The following is an 18,686-nucleotide window of genomic DNA, read 5'->3' as shown; positions in this document are numbered from 1 at the left end:
GTGGGGCGATTAGAACAACTTCTGGGATTATGGAAATCGCCGTCTCCACCTCATCGCTCAGAATAGGGTGGACCATACAGGACACCCAGCAATTCAGAAATTTCTGACCCCAATCTCAGATTTCAGCCAATGCGCCCGGTCTGGCGGAATGGCAAGATCACCGCAACTCCCCGCCAAGGAAGGCGAACACGATGCCACAAGCGCGCGAACGAACTGTTCCGACCAACTGCTCAGGCTATTACCACTGCGTCAGCCGCTGTGTTCGTCGGGCTTGGCTATGTGGCTACGACAAAGTCAACGACAAGAATTACGACTACCGCCGCCAGTGGGTCGAGGATCGGCTGATGGCGCTGGCCGAGGCTTATTCAGTCTCGATCTACGCCTATGCGGTCATGAGCAATCATCTGCATGTGGTGGTGAAGGTCGATGCGGTGGCCGCGCAGGAATGGTCGGATGAAGAGGTCGCTCGGCGCTGGTGCCTGGTGTTCGCGGGTTCCGACGATCCGGAGGCACAGAAGGCGCGAATCGCCAACATCGCTGCGGCACCGGAGCGGGTCGCAACGTATCGGGATCGGCTGCGCAGTTTAAGTTGGTTTATGCGGAGCCTCGCCGAGCCGATTGCGCGGCAGGCCAACCGGGAGGACGACTGTACCGGGCGGTTCTGGGAAGGTCGATTCAAAGCCCAGGCGTTAGTTGACGAACGCGCCTTGTTCGCGGCAATGGTCTACACCGACTTGAACGCGATTCGGGCGAAGATGTCCGAGAAAATCATCGAGTCGAAGCACACCGGCGTTTACCAACGCGTCGTCAAGATCCGGGCCAAAGAGCTAATACGATTCCAACCGGTTCGGCCGATCGCTGGCATGCCGCAGGAGGCGATGAGTCTCAGCAACAAAGCCTATCTGCAACTCGTGGACGACACCGGCCGCCAATGGCATCGAGACAAGTCTGGCCGCATCGCCGCCAGCACGCGATCCATCCTGGCTGAACTCAAGATCGACCCCAAGCAATGGGATGACCAAGTCCGTGGCTTCGGGACGCCCCGCGTCACCGCGATGGGCGCCTTGGACCGACTGATTCAGTTTGCCCGCAACACGCATCGGCACTGGCTGGTGGGGTATGGGCTGGCGCGCCGGGCCTATTGGCGAGCGATGGCGGTCTGACCCGCACCGGCCCTTTCTCGATCACCCACGCAATCTCCAACGGGAGCGCACTGAGCGCTGTTCCGTTCACGCAGGCCATTCGGTAGGCAGCCGTCGAGTCCTACTTCGCTGACAGGTGCGCGTGCAGCATTGCGCTGTGACCCGAAGCCGGCGCGTCTTCGCCCCGGTTAGCAAGCGCTCACTGCGGACTCGACCGCAGGCCCGACCACTCGACTCCCGATCGCGGGAAAATCGCCGCACCTAGCCGGCCTGGCGAAATACATGGATGTCCGCAAATCCCGACCGCTCAGTCCGAACCGCGTTGATCCATGGTGCCCGAGCGGTCTTTAGTTGGCGCCACAAACACGACGATGCCATGAGGCGCTGGATCAGCGCGGTCGCGGTCAGACGCGGCAACAAGCGCGCAATCGTCGCGATGGCCAACAAACTCGCGAGGATCGTGTTCCGAATCCTGCACAATCACCAACCCTTCGACCTTAACAAGGCGTTCGCCTAACCCATTCACCGACGGAGCGTGACTGACAGTGGTGAATCAAGGTCATGTCCGATGCCGAGCCTGTGGTGGACCAGCGTCTCCCCAAGACCGTCTGGATGTTAAGGCAGCATGGGACTCCCGAATCTCACCATGGCGCGGCGATCAACCGCCACCAAGACGCCGAATCGATGTCCGTGACCCCTTGCCCTCTGACCAGTGCGACTCTCGTCAACCAGAAACCAGATCAACACCAAGGACCCTGACCTAACCGCGACAACCAAGCCCTCAACGAATCACTGCATGCTGGTCGGCGGGCGACATAGGCGCCCGCTGATCGCCCAGCATGCTCCGCACCCATTAAGCTCCGGCGACACCGTTCCGGCACGGATGCTGCTGCTCGGAAACACCGAAATCACAACGACAGAATCAAAGTTCAGGTCAGAAACCTCTTGACTAAACCGGGGCGTCCATCGATGTCCGCCAATCCCCCACGGTCCCAACAGCAACACGTTCGCAGCTACACTCTTCGAGACGTGCTGCAAGAATCCTTCGCCGTCCGGTGGAGTCGGTTTCAATCCAGGGTGGAATTCAGAGCCGCCATCCCAATCGCCTTAGTAACATCATATGAGAAAGGTACTTCTGGTTGCTCTCTCTGCAGTGGTCATCGCTTGCAGCGATGAAATCCAACCTTCACCTTGGGGCGAAACTCCGGAAGCCAGACTCGTAGGACCACTCTCAGATAGCGTGATGTATCGCTATTGGTTCGAACTCGGTGTTGTCTCAAATGAGCCGCACTGGGAGATCAAGGCAGTGTTGAGGCCAACAGAAACAGAACGACTTTACCTAGGATTCCTAGTCTCTTCGAGCTTGTCAGACTGTTGGCCGAAAGGCAGCGAAGCGCGTTACAAGGTAAGCTTGGTCTCGCGCTCTGGGGAAACGATGTCCGTTGCCGAGTTTGACGCGAAAGACCTTTCAAAGCGAACCGACTTTACGCCAAACTGGGGCAAAGAAAAAGAAAAGGGCGCGACAAAGTTCGCTTACTACTTCTTGGATCAAGACTCACGCACGGTTTGGGCGCTGAAGGATGGTGAAGTTTACCTCGTGACAATTAAGTCACTACGAACTGAGACCTGCACGTTCAAGACCTTGCCAACAGTGGTAGCAATGAGGCCCGGCTGGAAACAGGTCACGATGGCCCTGCCACACAGCGACCTGTGATCACTTCCGTACTTCACAGATATTCCAATCCAGACGCAGCATGAAGTTATTAGGGCGCGAGCAACTCGAAACGCACCGGCTGAACGAGCGTGGAAATCGATGGACGCCCCGGTTTAGTCATACGCAGGAATGATCACATGGGCGGCACCTACGGACACATAGAAAATATCACTGGGACACTGGAAAAGAGGAACAGATCGATGATGATGCCAGCCGAGAAGGTTGCTCATGCGATAAGGGTTAGGCAAGTCATTTTGTTTGGAATCTTGCTATCTGTCATGACAGCTTGTGGCAATTTTGAACCCAGGCAATTGGACGGTTGCTACTTGGGTCAAAAAGGAATCCATGTCGGCGATGTACTAGCGAATGCCAAAGCGCTGGATGGATGTCTTCTGCGAGTTGTCGGAGCGGCCCACATAGGGTTCGAACAGTCAGAATTGTGCGACGAACGGACTTCAAGTGGTGGTGACTCTTGTGTCTGGGTTGAGTATTTTCCGGGTGCCGTTGAGGATGAGAAGGATCTGTCTCAGTTCGATCGTTCTTATGAGAACTGGACGAAGTTTGATTCTCAGACTGTCGAGTTGGAAGCTTTGTTCAAGGTCGAGGAAAACTCACTTCACCAGCAAGTTCTGTATCTCAGGTCAATAAAGGGACATGCTGGCGAAGCCGATTTTCAGTAAGAGTTGATTTTCCGCGAACATGGAAAAGGGGCGGTCGAATGGACACAAAACAATTGTCGGAAATGAAATCGCAGCGGGGGCGATGGTCGCAATTTGCTCAGGACTGATCTGCGAAAGCAGGTCCAGCCGAGCTCCGATCAGGCACAGACTCAGGGACTTAGAGCTTTGGCGAGAAAATAACCGGGTCAATTTGCAGTCACACTCGGAGTTGCCCTCAAGGGTGATGACGCCTCACAGCAGCTTGCGGCGTGAGTGTGTTGATCAGCCTTGGCCCAGAATTTCGGTGTCGCCAAACGGCGATCATGACTTGGGATCTGTGAAGCGGTCTTGCAACTTGTGGAGTGCTTCAGAACGCCATTGCGCTTCGATACACCTAACGCGCCAGGCTGTATCCAACCGACCAGCGGAAGCGACTGGACGCAGATAAGTTCCCGCTCTGCGCATTCCACGCATGCCGGTCACCAACTCCACACGGGCATATACAGGACACCCAGCCGGGCATATACAGGACTCCCAGCAATTCAGATATTTCTGACCCCAATCTCAGATTTCAGCCAATGCGCCGGCACTTGCGGAATGGCAAGATCACCTGAACTCCCCGCCAAGGAAATACATGGATGATGAGATGGACGCCCCTGATGAGCGGCGTCAGCGAAGCTGCGCCAGACTTGAGGTGCTGTCCTAGCAAGTCAACCATCAGGAGCGTCCGTCATGAATCGTACTCGAATTGTCGCCATTGATCTTGCCAAGAATGTGTTCCAGGTCTGCGAAGTAGTACCGCCTAGCCGTGTGATCAAGAATGTGGCCGTTAAGCGTGATCGCCTGCTTGCAGTGATTCGACAGTACGATTCGGCCACCACACTGATCGCGATGGAAGCTTGTGGTTCGTCGAACTACTGGGGTCGCGAGTTTCAGGCGCTTGGCTTTGAGGTCCGGCTGATTCCGGCGCAGCACGTTAAGGCGTTTACGCGGGTTCAGAAGAACGATTCAGGTGATGCGCTGGCAATTGCCGAAGCGTGCCAGCGCCCTGACTTGCATGCGGTGCCCGTGAAGACGCTGCAGCAGCAGGACTTGGCGCTTCGGGTTCGTGCGCGAGAGCGTTTGGTTGCAAATCGAACCGCGCTGATCAACGTGATTCGCTGCATGTTGGCGGAGTATGGGATTGTCTTGGCGAAGTCCAGGAAGAAGGTGATCGCAGCCATTCCAGACTTGCTCGAGGATTCTCGACTGTTGTCAGAATTCGACCTATTGATCCAAGGGTTCGAAGCGTTGGGTCTTTTCGTGGTCATGATTGGGGATGGAGTCACCACGTCGTAGTGGTGAAAAATGGCAGGGTATATGACTTAACAACTGGACACCAAGGCCTTCCAATCGAGGAGTACAAGAGGCTATGGCGATACCCCGATGGCCTTAACTTTGGTTCCTGAGGCACCAAAATGAGACACCACGCGAACCTTTTTAGAAGCATGCGCCACCTGTTAGGTATGTACCTGATGGACGAGAGGTATGAAACCGTAACATCCTTCGTCAGTGGTTACGACTGTGCCTGCGAGGGTGGCATGCTACTTGGCTTTCGGGAATGGCTGGTTCTAAAACTTGGTAAGGGAGGCAATCTCAGCTGGACGGCGCTCGTGTTGGATCTGGCATTCCCGAAATCGCGCTCGCCGTGGACCGAGCTCAATAGGGGCCCCGATGCGCACAAAGTGGCGGTAGACACGCTATTCGATCTCATCGATGAATTTGATCAGGTAGTTGCGCAGCCGGACGGTCTACAGAAGATCCTTTTGTCGCATGCGGACTGCGCAAAGAGAGGTCAACTAAGGGAGGAGACACGAGGGCCAGTGAGATGAGCGGAATGTGGGAAGCGCTAATCGGAAAATCCTAGTTCGATTCGATTGAAACCCTGGGGGAGCGATCGAGTGGACAAACAACAACTGTCAGAATCGCAAGAGCAGCTGGTGCCAAGATTGCGGCGATTGACTGGACGCACAACAATTGTCGAAGATGAAGCCGCATATCGAGTTCGCAAATATGTTCCAGCGACACAGAACAGAAACGGAAAAACGGCAGAAGGACCAGCTCTTGATGAAGCAGCGCAATGTGGCAACGGTGCTCATAAGTCTGCTGCTCTGCTCTTGCTCGAAGGGCCTGCGCCAGGGTTGTGACGGCCCTCCCCTCGACCACGTCACGATCGTTGCTATTGCAGAGGCGTATCTAGACGGGGAAAAGATCAGCAGGGAATTCCGGAAGCAGGCAGAGGTTCGAATCCGTGATGAAGGCTGCCGCTACGAGTACGAGTTATCCGAATCGCTCGATACGTTCGGGATAGGCTACGTAGTCGAAATTGATCGTGCTGGTCACGTTGTCGACTTCTATTCGACCGAATGAGTCCCCTCTCGACGTGATGTCTGAGCAACGCAGTCGCGGACGCGCACCAACTTAGAAACTTCCCAGGCGATTTTCAGAGATCCGCCATTTCGCTCTGCCTGTGTATGCTGCGCGAAGCTGGTCAGTCCGACAGCCCCATCGCGATGATGGCGCGTGAGATGACGATGCCTCATTGCGAAGCTGCAAGTATCGGGGAAGTTCATGGCATCAGGACCGGGTGCTCGCGACCGGGCGTTCGTCAATCGACCGCAGCATTCAAATCACCGGCTTGACCCAACCAACTTAAACCTGAACTGGGGTCCGCAACAACTACTGCGGACCCCAGCGTTTTCAAGCGTACTTAGAACTTCCAGCCGACGCGGGCGTAGTAGAAACCGCCCGTGAAGCCATACGGCGAGTGCACGGGATACGCGGCACCGGCAACGGCCGCGCCCCATGGATTGTCGTCTGGCGTCTTGTCGAACAGGTTCTGGGCACCGATGCGGGCATAGAGACCCGATTCCCATTCCCAGCCGGTTTCGAGGTCGACGGTGAACGCGCTGCCTTCATAGATCGGCAAGCCGCCGTCTTCGATCGACACCACATCGCTATCCAGATGGTCTTCGTACCAGGAGCCGTAGTAGTTCAGGCGCACGAGTACATCCCAAGTGCCGCGGTCGTGACGAACCGAGAAATAGCCCTTGGTGCCGGGCAGCGATTCCTCGAGCTTCTTGATGCGTGCTTCGCTGATGATGCCTGGCGTGAAATCGTCGACTTCGGTGTCGTTCCAGTTGAACGCCACGGCGTAGTTGGTCTCGCCGCCGAAGTGGTCGGTATCGAAGTTGGCCACGAGGTCGAGACCCTGCGTGGTGGTGTCGAAGTCATTGACGAAAAAGCCCACGCGGCTCAACGACGCGGCAAACGTCTGGCCCGCCGCCAGCAGTGCAGCGCGATCGGCATCCGTGATCGTGAAGTCGGTGCTGCGTGCAATGCGATCTTCAACTTGGATGTGATAGTAGTCAGCGGTGAACTGCCAATGGCCACCGTCCCAGACGAAGCCAAACGACGCATTCTGCGACTCTTCCGGCGTCAGCGGTTCGGCACCGTAGAACGCCGAGATCGCATTCGTGGGCGGCAGCGTGGCCGTGTCGCGCAACTCGCCATCGATGAACGCAGTGGTGACCTGACTGACGTTCGCTTGGCCAGGCGTTGGCGCTCGGAAGCCCGTGCTCAACGCGCCGCGCAACGCAAAGTTCTCGTTGATGTCGTAGCGGCCCGTCAGCTTCCAGTTTGTGGTGCTGTCGAAATCATCGAAGTTCTCGTGGCGAACGGCGCCGGCGAGTAAGAACTGGTCGGTCACGTAATACTCAAGGTCACCATAGAGCGCCCAGCTGTCACGATCCCAGCTTCCTGCGGTCAGCGCGTTGAATCCAGGGAACCCGTTCGAACCGATGCTGAATCCTTCTTCGGTCAGCGGACCGATTGCCGTGGACGCCGTATCACCCGCACCGACTTTGAACTCCTCGTTGCGGAGTTCGGCGCCCAGCGCCAAATTGAATTTCTCGAACGCCTTGTGGACGTCGAAGTTGAACATGCGCTCGGTTTGCTCGTTCGAGCCCGGACGGAACACCAAGCCGGCTGGTTGATTCGGGCCAAGCGAAGCATTGACCGTGTTCACCATCGAGAACTCGATGTCGTTATTGCCGTAGGTGCCGCTCAGGTCCCAGGACCAGTCGCCGGCCCACGTGCCCTTGATGCCGCCGGTGAACCCGACGTCTTCCATCTTGCCGCCGAATCGCGGCGTGAATCCACCCGTGAACAATTCGAGGAACGTAAAGCAATCGCCGGGCAGCGCCGCGACTTGGCTGGCGACCGTAGCATACGGAATCAGGTTGCCGGCGCTGTCACGAAGGTTGATGGTCGGACACACGGTGTTGCCGCTCGGCGAGCCGACCAACAGCGTCTGGCCGCCATCGTTGGAGTAAACGCCACCGCGCGTGGTCGGATTGCGGTAGTAGAAGCCGCCCTCGGTCTCGCGCTGCGAGACGTTGCCGAATCCGTAGACTTCGACGTTCTCACCCTTCCAGCCGAAGTTCCCGACGACCTTCACATCATCCTTGACCTCGGGCGAACCCCAAATCTGTGCGGGGTCTGGCACGTTCGGATAGCCTGCGGCAATGGCGGCAGCGGCGTCGTCGCGCTGCACACTGCGCGAGGTGGCATCGGCTTCGCGCCACTCGGCGGTCAGCGTACCGAAACCAGCAGCGCCAAGCGGGAAACCAACCTGGCCGGAGGCCTGCTTCGCGAAGCCATCGCCTTCGTAGTATTGGCCGCCAAAAATCTCCAGCTGGCCGCCTTCACCCAGGCGCTTCAGCCCGAAGTTGATCACGCCGGCAATGGCGTCGGAGCCGTACTGTGCTGCCGCACCATCGCGCAGCACTTCGACCTGATCGAGCGCCAGGGATGGGAATACTGAGATATCGACACCCTGCGACCCGTCCGAGAGGCCATGACCGAGGAAGGTGATGACGGCCGAGCGATGCCGACGCTTGCCGTTGACCAGAATCAGCGTGTTGTCGGGCGGCAAGCCACGCAGGTTGGCGGGGCGGATCAAGGTCGCCGCATCGTCGATCGGAATCGTGCTGACATTGAACGAGGGCACCAGCACCTTCAGCGTGTCGAGCACGTCGGTGGCGCCTTGATTGCGCAGTTCTTCGGCGTTGATGATGTCGATGGGCACCGCCGAATCCGTCGCCGATCGGGCGGTGCTGCGGGTTCCGAGTACCGACACCACTTCCAGCGTCTTGTCCTCGTCCTCAGTCGCTGCAGGCTCTTGCGCAAGCGCGGTCGCGCTCAGTGCCGTCAAAGACAAACCAACCAACGCAGATCGGATCCCGACTGCGAGCATGTTCCTAGCCAAAGCACCACTCATATTTCTCATTATGTTTTTCCCCGAGCAAATGAAAGACCCAGCCACAAAATTCATGGCCGCCAAGTTCCGGGCTCCCCGGAGCCCGTGATAACGTAGTTTTAACAGACGCCCCAAAGGTCAACAAGAGTAAAATTAAGGGGCCTGCCGTCCCTGACTGATTCCGAGCCTATGAACGTCAAGTATTCCCTTGTCCAAACTCCCCTGGATGTTGAAAAAATCCTGGCCCTGCAGGCCGAAAACCATCGCGATGTGGTCGACGCTGACACAGCCCAACGCGAAGGCTTCACGAGTGTCCGCCATGAGCCGGCGGTTCTGCATGCGATGAACCAGGCATATCCGTCGGCGATCGCCACCTCGGGCGATACCCTTGCCGGCTACTGCCTCATGATGCCCCAGCCCTTCCGCGCACGCGTCCCATTGCTCGAACCCATGTTCGCGCTGCTCGATCGACTCGAATGGCGCGGCGCACCCCTGGCCGGCGATCCCCGCTGGTTTGTCATGGGGCAGGTGTGTGTGGCGCAGGGATTCCGGGGCATCGGTGTGTTCGATGGGGTCTACCGGCAATTGCGCGATGCGTACGCGCCCCAATTCAACTTCGTCATTACCGAAATCTCGCAGCGCAATGCCCGCTCCATGCGCGCACATCGGCGCGTCGGCTTCGAAACACTGCACGTCTATCACGATGCGTCTGCGAACGAGACCTGGGAAGTGGTCGTGTGGGATTGGCGCGCGGGCTAGGCTATGACTGTGGCGGTCGTGACGACTCAGTGTAAGCGCAACCCACAGGTCTGGAGCGCCGCCCGTGTGGCAGTCGGCATTTCCCTCTCGATATCGAAAGCCGCAAAGGAGCGTCGCTCATGCGCCTCAGACTGATGGTCCTATTCATATTGGTTCTGTTGTCGTCTGGGTGCGTCAGCTATCGAGACGGCCCATTCGTCCGAATCGACGGTCCGGCGCTCGACGCAGAGCAAGCGCAAGATCTTGCAAACCGCCGAGTTTCGGTTTCAGAACTGACATCGACACTCGGTGACCCTGAGCACGTCGACCGCAATGACAGCGGTGAGGTATGGCGTTACGTCACGACTAGCCGTCGGGTCGGCACGAAGGAGCGCTTGTTCGTAGAGCGCCGGACATGTCAGTTTGTCCGGACCGGCTATCTGTTCCAAGTAGTGGATGGCGCGGTGGTTGGCGTCGATACCACTCAAAGCGCCTGGATCACTCATGGTCACTCTGACCCAAGCTGTGCGAAAGGCACATAGATATGACCGATTCAATGCGAGGCCGCATTCTGTTTGAAGTCGCCTACACCGACTCGGAATTTCAGGTCCCCATCATCACGACGCTGATTGATCTCGATACAACCGAAATGGTTGAAGGCGTTTTACACCACCTGTTTCTTGCGCACGAAGTATTCGCACGCAGCAACGAGCCCGAGAAACTGGTGATGCTGACAAGCGAACAGATTGGCCGTCTAATTCACGCTCGGGAGTTGGCCGAGCTCGCCAGTCGCTTCGCTACGGTGGTGCCCCGCGAATACCTGGATCGCATCGGGGTCTAGTTCAAGACAGTATCGGAAGCCAACCCACAGATTGGCCAACGACGTGTTGGAGCGCGCGGCGCAACGCATAGACCAGGACCAGGGCTGCGTCGCATCCGGAAGCCATGATTCTCCGGTCATAACCATCGTGGTAACCTTCAAGCACGGCCACGAGCCGGGGCCTTGGTTCGGCGGTACCAAACCGCACTTCGATGAAGCCTCTAGAAGACTTTCAGCCTTTCCTTCTGAGAACCTTAGTACGCCTGTTTCCCAGCGCTCGCGACGTCTCAGTGTCGCCTCGTCATGGATTCCTCGACCTTGCGTTCGATTCGCCAGTGGAATTCGTTACTGCCGTGGGCGCAGCCGACGCTGCGAACATCAAGATGGACACGAGCCTACACTTTCAGCGTGGCTGGCGACGGTCCCTAGGTTTCGGCCTAGTGGACGTGCGACTGTTCGTCTTGCCGCATTGTCTGGATGCTCGCCTTGCCACGTTTCTGGCAGACGCCGTGTTGACTCGGCAGGCCAACGAACACGTTCCGGATGGCGAGGACTTGTTGTTGATCCTGGCGCGATACAGCGAACTGCTTCCCAATGGCAGCAGGGTGTTCGAACCTCCGAATGTATGAATCGTAAGGCGGCCTTGAACGAGTCCGTCCTGGACTTCCAGACCCGCATCACTTCTGCGCTCGTTCGGGCGTTCCCTAACGGGCGAGACACGCGATGGTCAGCGCGTCACGCGCCCGCACTCAGGTTGTCGATATCACGCAATCTTCCCCGCCTTCTGCGGCAACGCAGCCCGCAGTGCGGCATTGAGCAATGCCTTGCACTGGGCAAAGCCAGCCGCGGTGGGGTGGATTTCGTCGTACCAATCCTGTGTTTGGTTCAGATTCGCCTGGGCGAGATCGACGTAGTCGAAGAAGCCATCGTATTGCTGCTTGAGGGGAGCGAGCACAGTTTCTTTGAATCCATTGACGAGCAGCAGATCGGCGAAGACTTTCGCGTCGACAGGCGAAGCCAACACGCGCTTCATCGGGCCGTATAGCCAAGGCCCGACATCGCCCTTCAGAATCGCGATCAGGCCGATGTTGTCGATCGTCAGGCCACCCGCTTGGCCGATGCGATGCAAGGGCACATAGCTGTGGCCGATCACGTGTTTCGGGCGCTCGCGCTTTTTCAATGCAAGCAGCGCGTCGAGCATCAATGCGTAGCGTCCGCGGAGGCGGGCAAACGCGCCATTGCTGACAATTCGATCGAATGCGTCCGCAGCGCTGATCTTTGCGGGCCGGCCGTCGTGCCACAGCTTGAACAGGTCGATCAATCGATCGCCGAGCAGGTCGTTGCCACCAGCGCTCAGGCACAGCACATCGAACGGCAGGTCCGCGATCCGGCGGGCGAAGGTCTGCACGGATTTGCGATCGAACAGCTCTTTGGCCTGTGCGCCGGGCTTGCCGACGATCATGCGGATGCCGTCGATCGCCTCGGCGCTTTGGCGGGCGAGATTCGGATAAAGCGGCGTCGAAAACCAGGAGTCGCCGTGGTAGATCACTGCTGGATGGGTTTCCAGGAAATCGGCAACGGCTTTCAGGTGCGATTTGGGACCGGAAGTGAGGTCCCGGAAGTCTTCCCAGCGATTCAGCACGGTGCTCAGCATGAGGCGTCTCCCAAGTGTCCGATAGCTTCCCGGATCCTACTCCAAGCGTTCCTGGCATGCGTTGGGCGCTCAGCGGATGGGCATTGCCTGAAGCAAGAATGTCCAAGATTCCGGATTCCGCGGAGCGGCTTCCAGGATGCCGACGATGAGCGCATTGTGTGCCCGTCCTGGTCCTGCCGCCTCGACGGAGTCCGTGCAGATTGCAAAAAAGTTGTGCCGGCAAGGCCCCCGGTGTAGGTTATCCGACGAGTCCGCCTGCGCACGGCATGAGCGTCGTCGCAGCGTCGTTGCCGAGGCCGTGGCGGTGTCGCCCACGGCAGCCCGCCTGCAGTCGGAGGGAGTCGATGCGTGTGTGCCATCGCGCAGTGCCTGCTCTGGGCCTTCTAGTCGCGCTGTTGCCGTGCATTGGCCGGTGTGCCGAATCCGCGCAAGATCATTACCGAAGCGATCTCGTCGCGATGATCGACGTCGTGCGCGACGTGCGAGCGCGGGCTGGGTCCAACGCGCCGGGATCGGATGAGACGCTCGATCGCGCCGCGTTGCTGTTCGCCCAGTTCAGTGACGCCCAGGTTGACGCGCTGCAGACCAGCCTGACTGCGAGCCAATTCCACGTATTGGTGACCGAGGCACAACGCGGATTGCGCGCGTCGGCTCCGGCAGGGGCCAAGAATGCAATCGTGGCGGCGCCCAATGTCACGCCGTCGTTCTGCACCGACTACCCAGCGCCCGTTGTCTACGCCGCACTCGGCACAAAGTTGGTCACCCGGCATGTGATCGAGGCGGCCGAGTTCACGTGCCACACCAGCGTGCTGGGATTCAACACGGCACTCGGTTGCGAAGCGCCCGAGATCGCCGCGGCAGCAGCGGAAATCGCTTCTACTCTGGCCGACTTCTGCGGCAATCAACTCAGCGCTGCGAGCAACACCGCCATGCTTGAAACCGAGCGGAGTATCGGCCGGCACCTGAATCTGCAACTCGATGCGCCGATTTCGACCCGGGCGTCGCAAGTCGCGCTGGATGAAGCGGCCGACGCTGCCGATTCGGCCGACACGGCCAGCGCGGCGTTGCAGACACAACACGCCCAAGACTTCGTGCAGCTGGATGCGCAGTTGGATGACCTCGTGACCGATCTGGCGGGTCTTGGTCAGCAGCTTGCCGACATTCAGTCGCGGACCGATGAGCTGGTGTTTCGTGTTCAGGCGACGCAAGTGGATATCGAAGACGCGCAGGACCGCAGCGCCGACGTGCAAGCCCGTGCGACCGAACTGAACACCGTTTTGAACTTGGCGCGGACGCAGTCAAGCCAACTCGCCACCAACAGTGCGACGCTGGCGTCGACCATCCAGGCCAGTGCGCGACAGCAGCGACGCGACGAACTCGGCCTCGCACTCGGTGATCCCATTGCGACTGCGGCCTTGTTCGCGTTGCCTTCCAGCTCTGGTGGACGACTCGAAGAAGCGCGCGAGGTCGTCATCGAAGCCATCACGGCCTTGCAGTCACTGGGGCAAGGCAACACGGCAGCTGCGTTGGTCAGCCTCAGCACGGGCGATGCGCACTACAACGCGGGTCAATATCCCGAAGCTTGGAACTGGTACGCGACGGCGTATCGGCAACTGGACCCGAACGTCGCGGCAATCGCCGGGGGTACTCCGTGAATACGGCCTGGCGCATCATCGTACTGCTGGGTCTGAGTTGGCCGATATTCGCCGCACCGAGTCGTGAACCGCCCGACGCCAAGCCACCAAGCACGTCGACCCCGCAGGTACTGCAGGCCGTACTCGACTTGCACGACCGTTGGCGCGCCGCGCGAGGCCAAGAGCTCGCACCTGCGAGCGTGACCATGCGCAAAGTCCTAGCGCGAGCAGGCAACGAGGCGTTCTGGCGGCAACTCCCGCTATCGGAGCGCAATGCATCAGCATTGCAACGTCGACTGCAGTCATTGGCAACTAGCTTCAACAATGCAGCCAACGGACCGATCAGCGCCATCACACCGGTACCGAAAGCGATCGAGTTCCCGGAGCCCGCGCCAATGTCCCGGTGCGTCAGCGCATCCGCGGCGACTGCGCACGCGATGCTCGAAGCGTGGGCAGCGTCATCAGAGATTCTTGCCGCCGCCAAATGGGCCTGCTTGCAAACGGAAGCGGGCGAGAACTCGGCCTTCCTGTGCACTGCACTCGCCATCGAGACTGAAGCGCTGCAGACTGAATACGATCAGGAATCCTTCTGTCTGGGTGATCAGCGTGACGCCACTCTGTCGGCGCTGGCGCAAACCCAATCGAACGTGGTCGATCACCTGAATCAGCGTGCGGACGCGACGGTGTCGAGTCGTGCCACCCAGAGCGCACTCGATACCATGCAGGACAGCCTGGACTCACTGCTGATCCGACTGGCCGAACTGCGCACGACCGTCTCGACCGACGATCATCAAGCCAACGCCGAACTCGCAGATCTGCTCGACGACGCACTCGCGCTGGCCAATGGGCTCACGGCTTTGGCTGCCGACATTCATGATGCCCAATTTCGCATGCAGGCGGCTCAGGTCAACGTTGAAGACGTGCAGGACCGATTGGCGGATCTGCAGGCGATGATGCTGCCGTTAACGCAGCACGGCGAGGCGATCCGCGGCCAACAGCGCCAAGTTGCGGACGCGCTGACCGCGGCTCAAACAGCGCAACAGACGGCAGCGTCGGAACAGCGCGACCGTCATTTGGCGCTGGCACTCGGCGCGCCCAATCGCGTGGTGATCCGCTATCGGCTGCCGGCCGCGCAAGGCGGCGAGCTCGAACGCTCGCGCGAAGTGTTGATTCGGGCGTTGAATGCTTATGCGGCGTTGGGCATCAATACCGATGCTGCCAGCGCGAAACTGGTCGCCGGCGATCAAGCCTACAACCTGGGCAATCCGCTCGAAGCCTACGATCTGTATGGGCAGGCGTATCGCCTCTTGACCACCCCGGGCGCCGCACCGTCCAGCACGATGATGAGGAGTTCCTTTGAATAAGCGCCTCGCGATCTTGCTGCTTCTGTTGCTGGTGCTCCACGCGAGTGCCGGCTTGGCCAATCTGGTTCGGATCGGCCCCGAGTCGGTTGTCACGCTGGGTAGCGAAGACTTGGCCGTGCAGATCGCGCATCGCGTCAACGCCGCCAGCGGCGATCATGCGCTGTGTCACGCCGTCGACATGGGTACCTTCGATCGCGTCTACTGTCAGCTGTATGACGTCAACAACAGTGCATTGACGGGCATCTCGACCACCAATTTTGCAGGTGAACGGGTTCAGGCCATTGATCTGGACGTGGCCGATAACGGCAATTTCTTCATGGTCGTCATGACGACGCAGAGCGGCGGCAGTCGGCGCGCGCGAATGAGCGGCTGGACCCGAAATGGCAGCGTGCTGTTTGCAGCGGTGGAAATTCTGCCGGCGCTCAACTGGTTCGATGTGTCCATCGCGGCTACGCCGAGTGGGCCGTGGGTGGGGGGTTCCGGCGTGTTGGGCGTTGGTCAGGACGTGCAAGCGCGCGTCTATACCTACAACAACACCGGTGCCAACACCGGCATGCCGTTGCTCGTCGACTATCCGGGGACGAATCTGAATCTCTGTGCGTTCCGAGGTAATTCGGACCTGGCCGTTAACAGTGCGGGCGATGTGGCGTTTACGTGGATCAAGCCGAGCTTCTACAGCGCGTGTCAAGGCACGATCCTGACGCGCACGTTGCGCGCCAGTGGCACGATTAGTCCAGAGCGCCAACTGAGTGCGATCGTTCGCGACGGCATGGGTCATGACGCGTCGCCGAATCGAGCACCCAAAGTCGTGTCGGTCGACGCCGATCGATTTGTGCACGCGTGGAGCACGGGCAGCAACCTGGTCAGCGCGACGATTGACCACACGGCCGTCATCGTGTCACCGGAAACAGTGGTTCTGCCGGGCGACCTGTTTGAGCTGGCTGGTGATCCGGCAACGGGCGATTACGTGCTGGCGACGCGCGAAACGCAGCAGAATGGCGGCTGCCTGACCCGGACACAGTTGGTGATCGAGGGTCAGCTGATTCCGATCACGCGATTCGATTTGGGCAGCTGCTTTGGGGTCGAGCAATTCCATCTGCAGTTTCAGCGGAACGGCCAGTTGGTGATGGCCCGGAGCTATTTCGACCGGGCGACGTTGACACGAATCGACTTGCCGGCGCAGATCGAGGTCAACAACGTGACGGTGTCGGAGGGCGATCCCGGTCCGGGCGCGCCACCGTCAGCGGCGATCAATGTGACGCTGACCAAGCCGCAGCCCAACGGCGAAAACGTGCAGGTGTCCTACTACACGCGGAACGGCACCGCGTTGGCCGGGCAGGATTACGCACTGGCCCAGGATACGGTGGTGTTTGACGGCACCACGGCGCAGACGGCGGCGACCGTCTTGTTGTCGCTGCTGCCGGATCACACCTACGAGGACGACGAGCGCTTTACGGTGGAATTTGAGCAGCCGGTCAATGCGGTGATCCGAAATGGCGAGGAGCGCGCCAACATTGTCATTGACGACGACGACAACACGCCGCCCATTACCCCCGACTGCGCCAACAACGACCCATTGCAGTGCCGCACCATTCCCGAGCCCGACAGTGGTCAATCGACGGAATTCCAAATTCATCTGAATCTCGCCGAGCCGGTCGCCGCAAATCTGCAAATCCAATACCAGACCGGCGATGGCACTGCGCTCGCAGGCACCGACTACGTGGCGCGCAGCGGTTCGGTGCAGATCGTCGCCGGTGCGACCGATGCCACGATCGTGCTGACCGTCTTGGGTGACGAGACACCAGAAGATACCGAGACGTTTCATCTGCGTCTCAATGCACCGAATGCGGTGCAACTGTCTGCGACCGATCTGATAGTGCACATCCTGGACGACGCGATTTGCTATCTGGAAGTTGCGCCAAACAGCCTCGTGAGTGAGAGCGCCGGCAGCACCGAAACGCTGAACGTGACCACGCGCCCGAACTGCAATTGGACGGTCAGCGCGACCGAACCGTGGATCACGATCACGACCCCGGTCAGTAATGTCGGCAACGGGGTCGTCAATGTGGACATCGCCCCGTTTGCAGCACCAGTGGGCGTGTTTGACCGCAGTGGCGCGGTGCAGATCAGTCTCGCCACACCCGCGATCACAAAAACCATACCAGTCGATCAAGATGGCGATTGTCAGTTCACGGTCGACACAGGATCGCTGAATATTGGCGTTGAAGGTGGGACGAGCACCGTGCAAGTCGATGCGTCGGTGCCTGAGTGCCCGTGGATCGTTTCCAGCCCCGTGCCATGGATCACCATTCTGTCGCCGCTCGAACCCGTGTTCGGCGATGGTCAGGTGCGATTGAGTGTCGATGCGAATGCCGCTCAGGCGAACCAAGCGGCCGGCACGCGCAATGTCACGTTGGACAGTGACGAAGTGAGCATCTCGGTCGCGCAAGCCGGCTGCACTTACGCGTTGGATCAAACCAGCGTTTCGGCGAGCGCAAGTGGTGATGCGTCGTATACGGTGAATCTTGATACCCCGGGCGTTTGTCGCTGGACCGCTGTGAGTCGTGCCAGCTGGATTCTGGTTCAAAACGGCGCCTCAGGTACGGGCGACGGTGCGATCGAGATCTTTGTGCTCGACAATCCGACGGTCCAGCCACGCACAGGCACTGTCAGCATTGGCGATCAAACGCTGGCCGTGACGCAAGCAGGCCTGGCGTGCAATTACACGTTGGATCCAGCAAGCATCGCGGCGTGCCCGGATGGCCGCGCATTTTCGCTCGACGTTACCGCTACCGATGGCTGTTTGTGGACGCTGCACTCCGGCGCAGCGTGGATCGAGGTGCTGGATGGTCTGGCCGGAGAGGGCAGTGATCAATCAACGGGCGTCATCGACTTGAATCTCAGCGAGACCGAACGCAGCTCGAACCTCGCGCTACGCGCACAGAATATCGACGTGGCCAGCACCTCCGTGCGCCAAGAGGGCTATCTCACGTACGAGACGTTCGAGGGCGCGCGCCCGGCAGACTGGGACTATGCACCGGATTCGGTTTGGGCAATGGTCCCCGGCAGTCTGTTCGGTCACGCGCTGGATGTGGCCGGCATCGCCACAGCGCTTGATCAGGATGGGGTGTGTCGCGAATGCGAGATCGAGGCCACGGTGACGCTGACCTCACTCGGCAGCAGCCCGTCGGACGCATTGACGCTGCTGGGCTGGTACCGCGATTCGGCCAATCAGGTTGGCGTGTCGATGAATGAGTTCAGCAACCGATGGACCTTGTACCAATTGGTTGGCGGCACGCGCGTCAGCGTGACGGCCGACGTCTCGAAGATTCTGCCGAATCATCCCTACGCGCTGCGTCTAAGCTTTGACGGCAATGTGTTCCGGGCTGATGTCGATGGCGCGCCTTTGCTGCAACTGCCCGTGCAAGGCGCGCCACCAACCGGCCGCGGCGGCCTGAGCTTGAATAACAGCAATGCGCGATTGTCGGAATTCCGCGTGACGCGTCTGGCGGCCATGCCGGTCTCGAACGGTGACTTGGTATTCAGTGGCGGCTTTGAGGCTGCGGAAACGCCGAATCTCTCGCAGTGCCTGCGTACCGACTGAGAGCGGGGCGTTCGGCCAAAACAAAAGCCCTGCGCGGGGCAGGGATTTTGTTGCGTTG

At 59.4% G+C, this 18,686-nt stretch carries 15 protein-coding genes; 13 read left to right on the top strand and 2 right to left on the bottom strand.

Features of this window, described 5'->3' with window-relative positions; translation table 11 throughout:
* Window positions 1–191: 191 nt before the first annotated feature.
* The 6 genes from C7S18_RS18940 (at window position 192) to C7S18_RS18910 (ending at window position 5,924) form a co-directional block, all read left to right on the top strand.
* Entirely contained in the window at window positions 192–1,163 is a 972-nt protein-coding gene (locus C7S18_RS18940) for a transposase (RefSeq protein ID WP_106893035.1), read from the top strand.
* A 355-nt stretch (window positions 1,164–1,518) separates the two neighbouring features.
* On the top strand, window positions 1,519–1,659 hold the full coding sequence (locus C7S18_RS24565) for a hypothetical protein (RefSeq protein WP_170113357.1): 141 nt from the start codon (window positions 1,519–1,521) through the stop codon (window positions 1,657–1,659).
* 603 nt (window positions 1,660–2,262) lie between these two features.
* A complete protein-coding gene (locus C7S18_RS18930; protein ID WP_106893033.1) occupies window positions 2,263–2,856 on the top strand; it encodes a hypothetical protein in 594 nt (197 codons plus the stop codon).
* A gap of 137 nt (window positions 2,857–2,993) precedes the next feature.
* Window positions 2,994–3,536 (top strand): hypothetical protein, encoded by a 543-nt coding sequence (locus C7S18_RS18925; RefSeq protein ID WP_106893032.1) that lies wholly within the window; start codon window positions 2,994–2,996, stop codon window positions 3,534–3,536.
* A gap of 711 nt (window positions 3,537–4,247) precedes the next feature.
* Window positions 4,248–4,853, top strand: a complete 606-nt coding sequence (locus C7S18_RS18920) for an IS110 family RNA-guided transposase (protein ID WP_106893031.1) — start codon at window positions 4,248–4,250, stop codon at window positions 4,851–4,853.
* 678 nt (window positions 4,854–5,531) lie between these two features.
* Window positions 5,532–5,924, top strand: a complete 393-nt coding sequence (locus C7S18_RS18910; protein ID WP_146152009.1) for a hypothetical protein — start codon at window positions 5,532–5,534, stop codon at window positions 5,922–5,924.
* 340 nt (window positions 5,925–6,264) lie between these two features.
* Here C7S18_RS18910 and C7S18_RS18905 read toward each other — a convergent pair whose 3' ends face one another.
* On the bottom strand, window positions 6,265–8,844 hold the full coding sequence (locus C7S18_RS18905) for a TonB-dependent receptor plug domain-containing protein (RefSeq protein WP_240623932.1): 2,580 nt from the start codon (window positions 8,842–8,844) through the stop codon (window positions 6,265–6,267).
* Window positions 8,845–9,003: 159 nt separating this feature from the next.
* On the opposite strand from C7S18_RS18905, the gene C7S18_RS18900 reads away from it, so the two are divergent.
* The 4 genes from C7S18_RS18900 to C7S18_RS18885 all read left to right on the top strand — a co-directional run bounded on the left by C7S18_RS18900 (window position 9,004) and on the right by C7S18_RS18885 (window position 11,001).
* Window positions 9,004–9,573, top strand: a complete 570-nt coding sequence (locus C7S18_RS18900) for a GNAT family N-acetyltransferase (RefSeq protein ID WP_106893027.1) — start codon at window positions 9,004–9,006, stop codon at window positions 9,571–9,573.
* A 119-nt stretch (window positions 9,574–9,692) separates the two neighbouring features.
* Entirely contained in the window at window positions 9,693–10,094 is a 402-nt protein-coding gene (locus C7S18_RS18895; protein WP_106893026.1) for a hypothetical protein, read from the top strand.
* Window positions 10,095–10,096: 2 nt separating this feature from the next.
* A complete protein-coding gene (locus tag C7S18_RS18890; protein ID WP_106893025.1) occupies window positions 10,097–10,393 on the top strand; it encodes a hypothetical protein in 297 nt (98 codons plus the stop codon).
* A 314-nt stretch (window positions 10,394–10,707) separates the two neighbouring features.
* Window positions 10,708–11,001, top strand: a complete 294-nt coding sequence (locus tag C7S18_RS18885) for a hypothetical protein (protein WP_146152008.1) — start codon at window positions 10,708–10,710, stop codon at window positions 10,999–11,001.
* Between the two features lie 134 nt (window positions 11,002–11,135).
* Here C7S18_RS18885 and C7S18_RS18880 read toward each other — a convergent pair whose 3' ends face one another.
* On the bottom strand, window positions 11,136–12,026 hold the full coding sequence (locus C7S18_RS18880) for a hypothetical protein (protein WP_106893023.1): 891 nt from the start codon (window positions 12,024–12,026) through the stop codon (window positions 11,136–11,138).
* Window positions 12,027–12,370: 344 nt separating this feature from the next.
* On the opposite strand from C7S18_RS18880, the gene C7S18_RS18875 reads away from it, so the two are divergent.
* The 3 genes from C7S18_RS18875 to C7S18_RS18865 are packed head-to-tail and all read left to right on the top strand — an operon-like array spanning window position 12,371 to window position 18,628.
* Window positions 12,371–13,681: a hypothetical protein gene (locus tag C7S18_RS18875; RefSeq protein ID WP_146152007.1), complete on the top strand. Its 1,311-nt coding sequence runs from the start codon at window positions 12,371–12,373 to the stop codon at window positions 13,679–13,681.
* Complete coding sequence (locus C7S18_RS18870; RefSeq protein ID WP_106893021.1) at window positions 13,678–15,024, top strand: hypothetical protein; 1,347 nt, start codon at window positions 13,678–13,680, stop codon at window positions 15,022–15,024. Before C7S18_RS18875 ends, C7S18_RS18870 begins: the two co-directional genes overlap by 4 nt.
* Window positions 15,017–18,628, top strand: coding sequence for a Calx-beta domain-containing protein (locus C7S18_RS18865; protein WP_146152006.1), 3,612 nt, complete (start codon window positions 15,017–15,019; stop codon window positions 18,626–18,628). The genes C7S18_RS18870 and C7S18_RS18865 overlap by 8 nt, the downstream gene beginning before the upstream one ends.
* Window positions 18,629–18,686: the final 58 nt, after the last annotated feature.

This window comes from Ahniella affigens (assembly GCF_003015185.1).
Classification (GTDB): domain Bacteria; phylum Pseudomonadota; class Gammaproteobacteria; order Xanthomonadales; family Ahniellaceae; genus Ahniella; species Ahniella affigens.
Note: the sequence above shows the minus strand (reverse complement) of the source record. Positions and strands in the feature narration are given on the sequence as shown.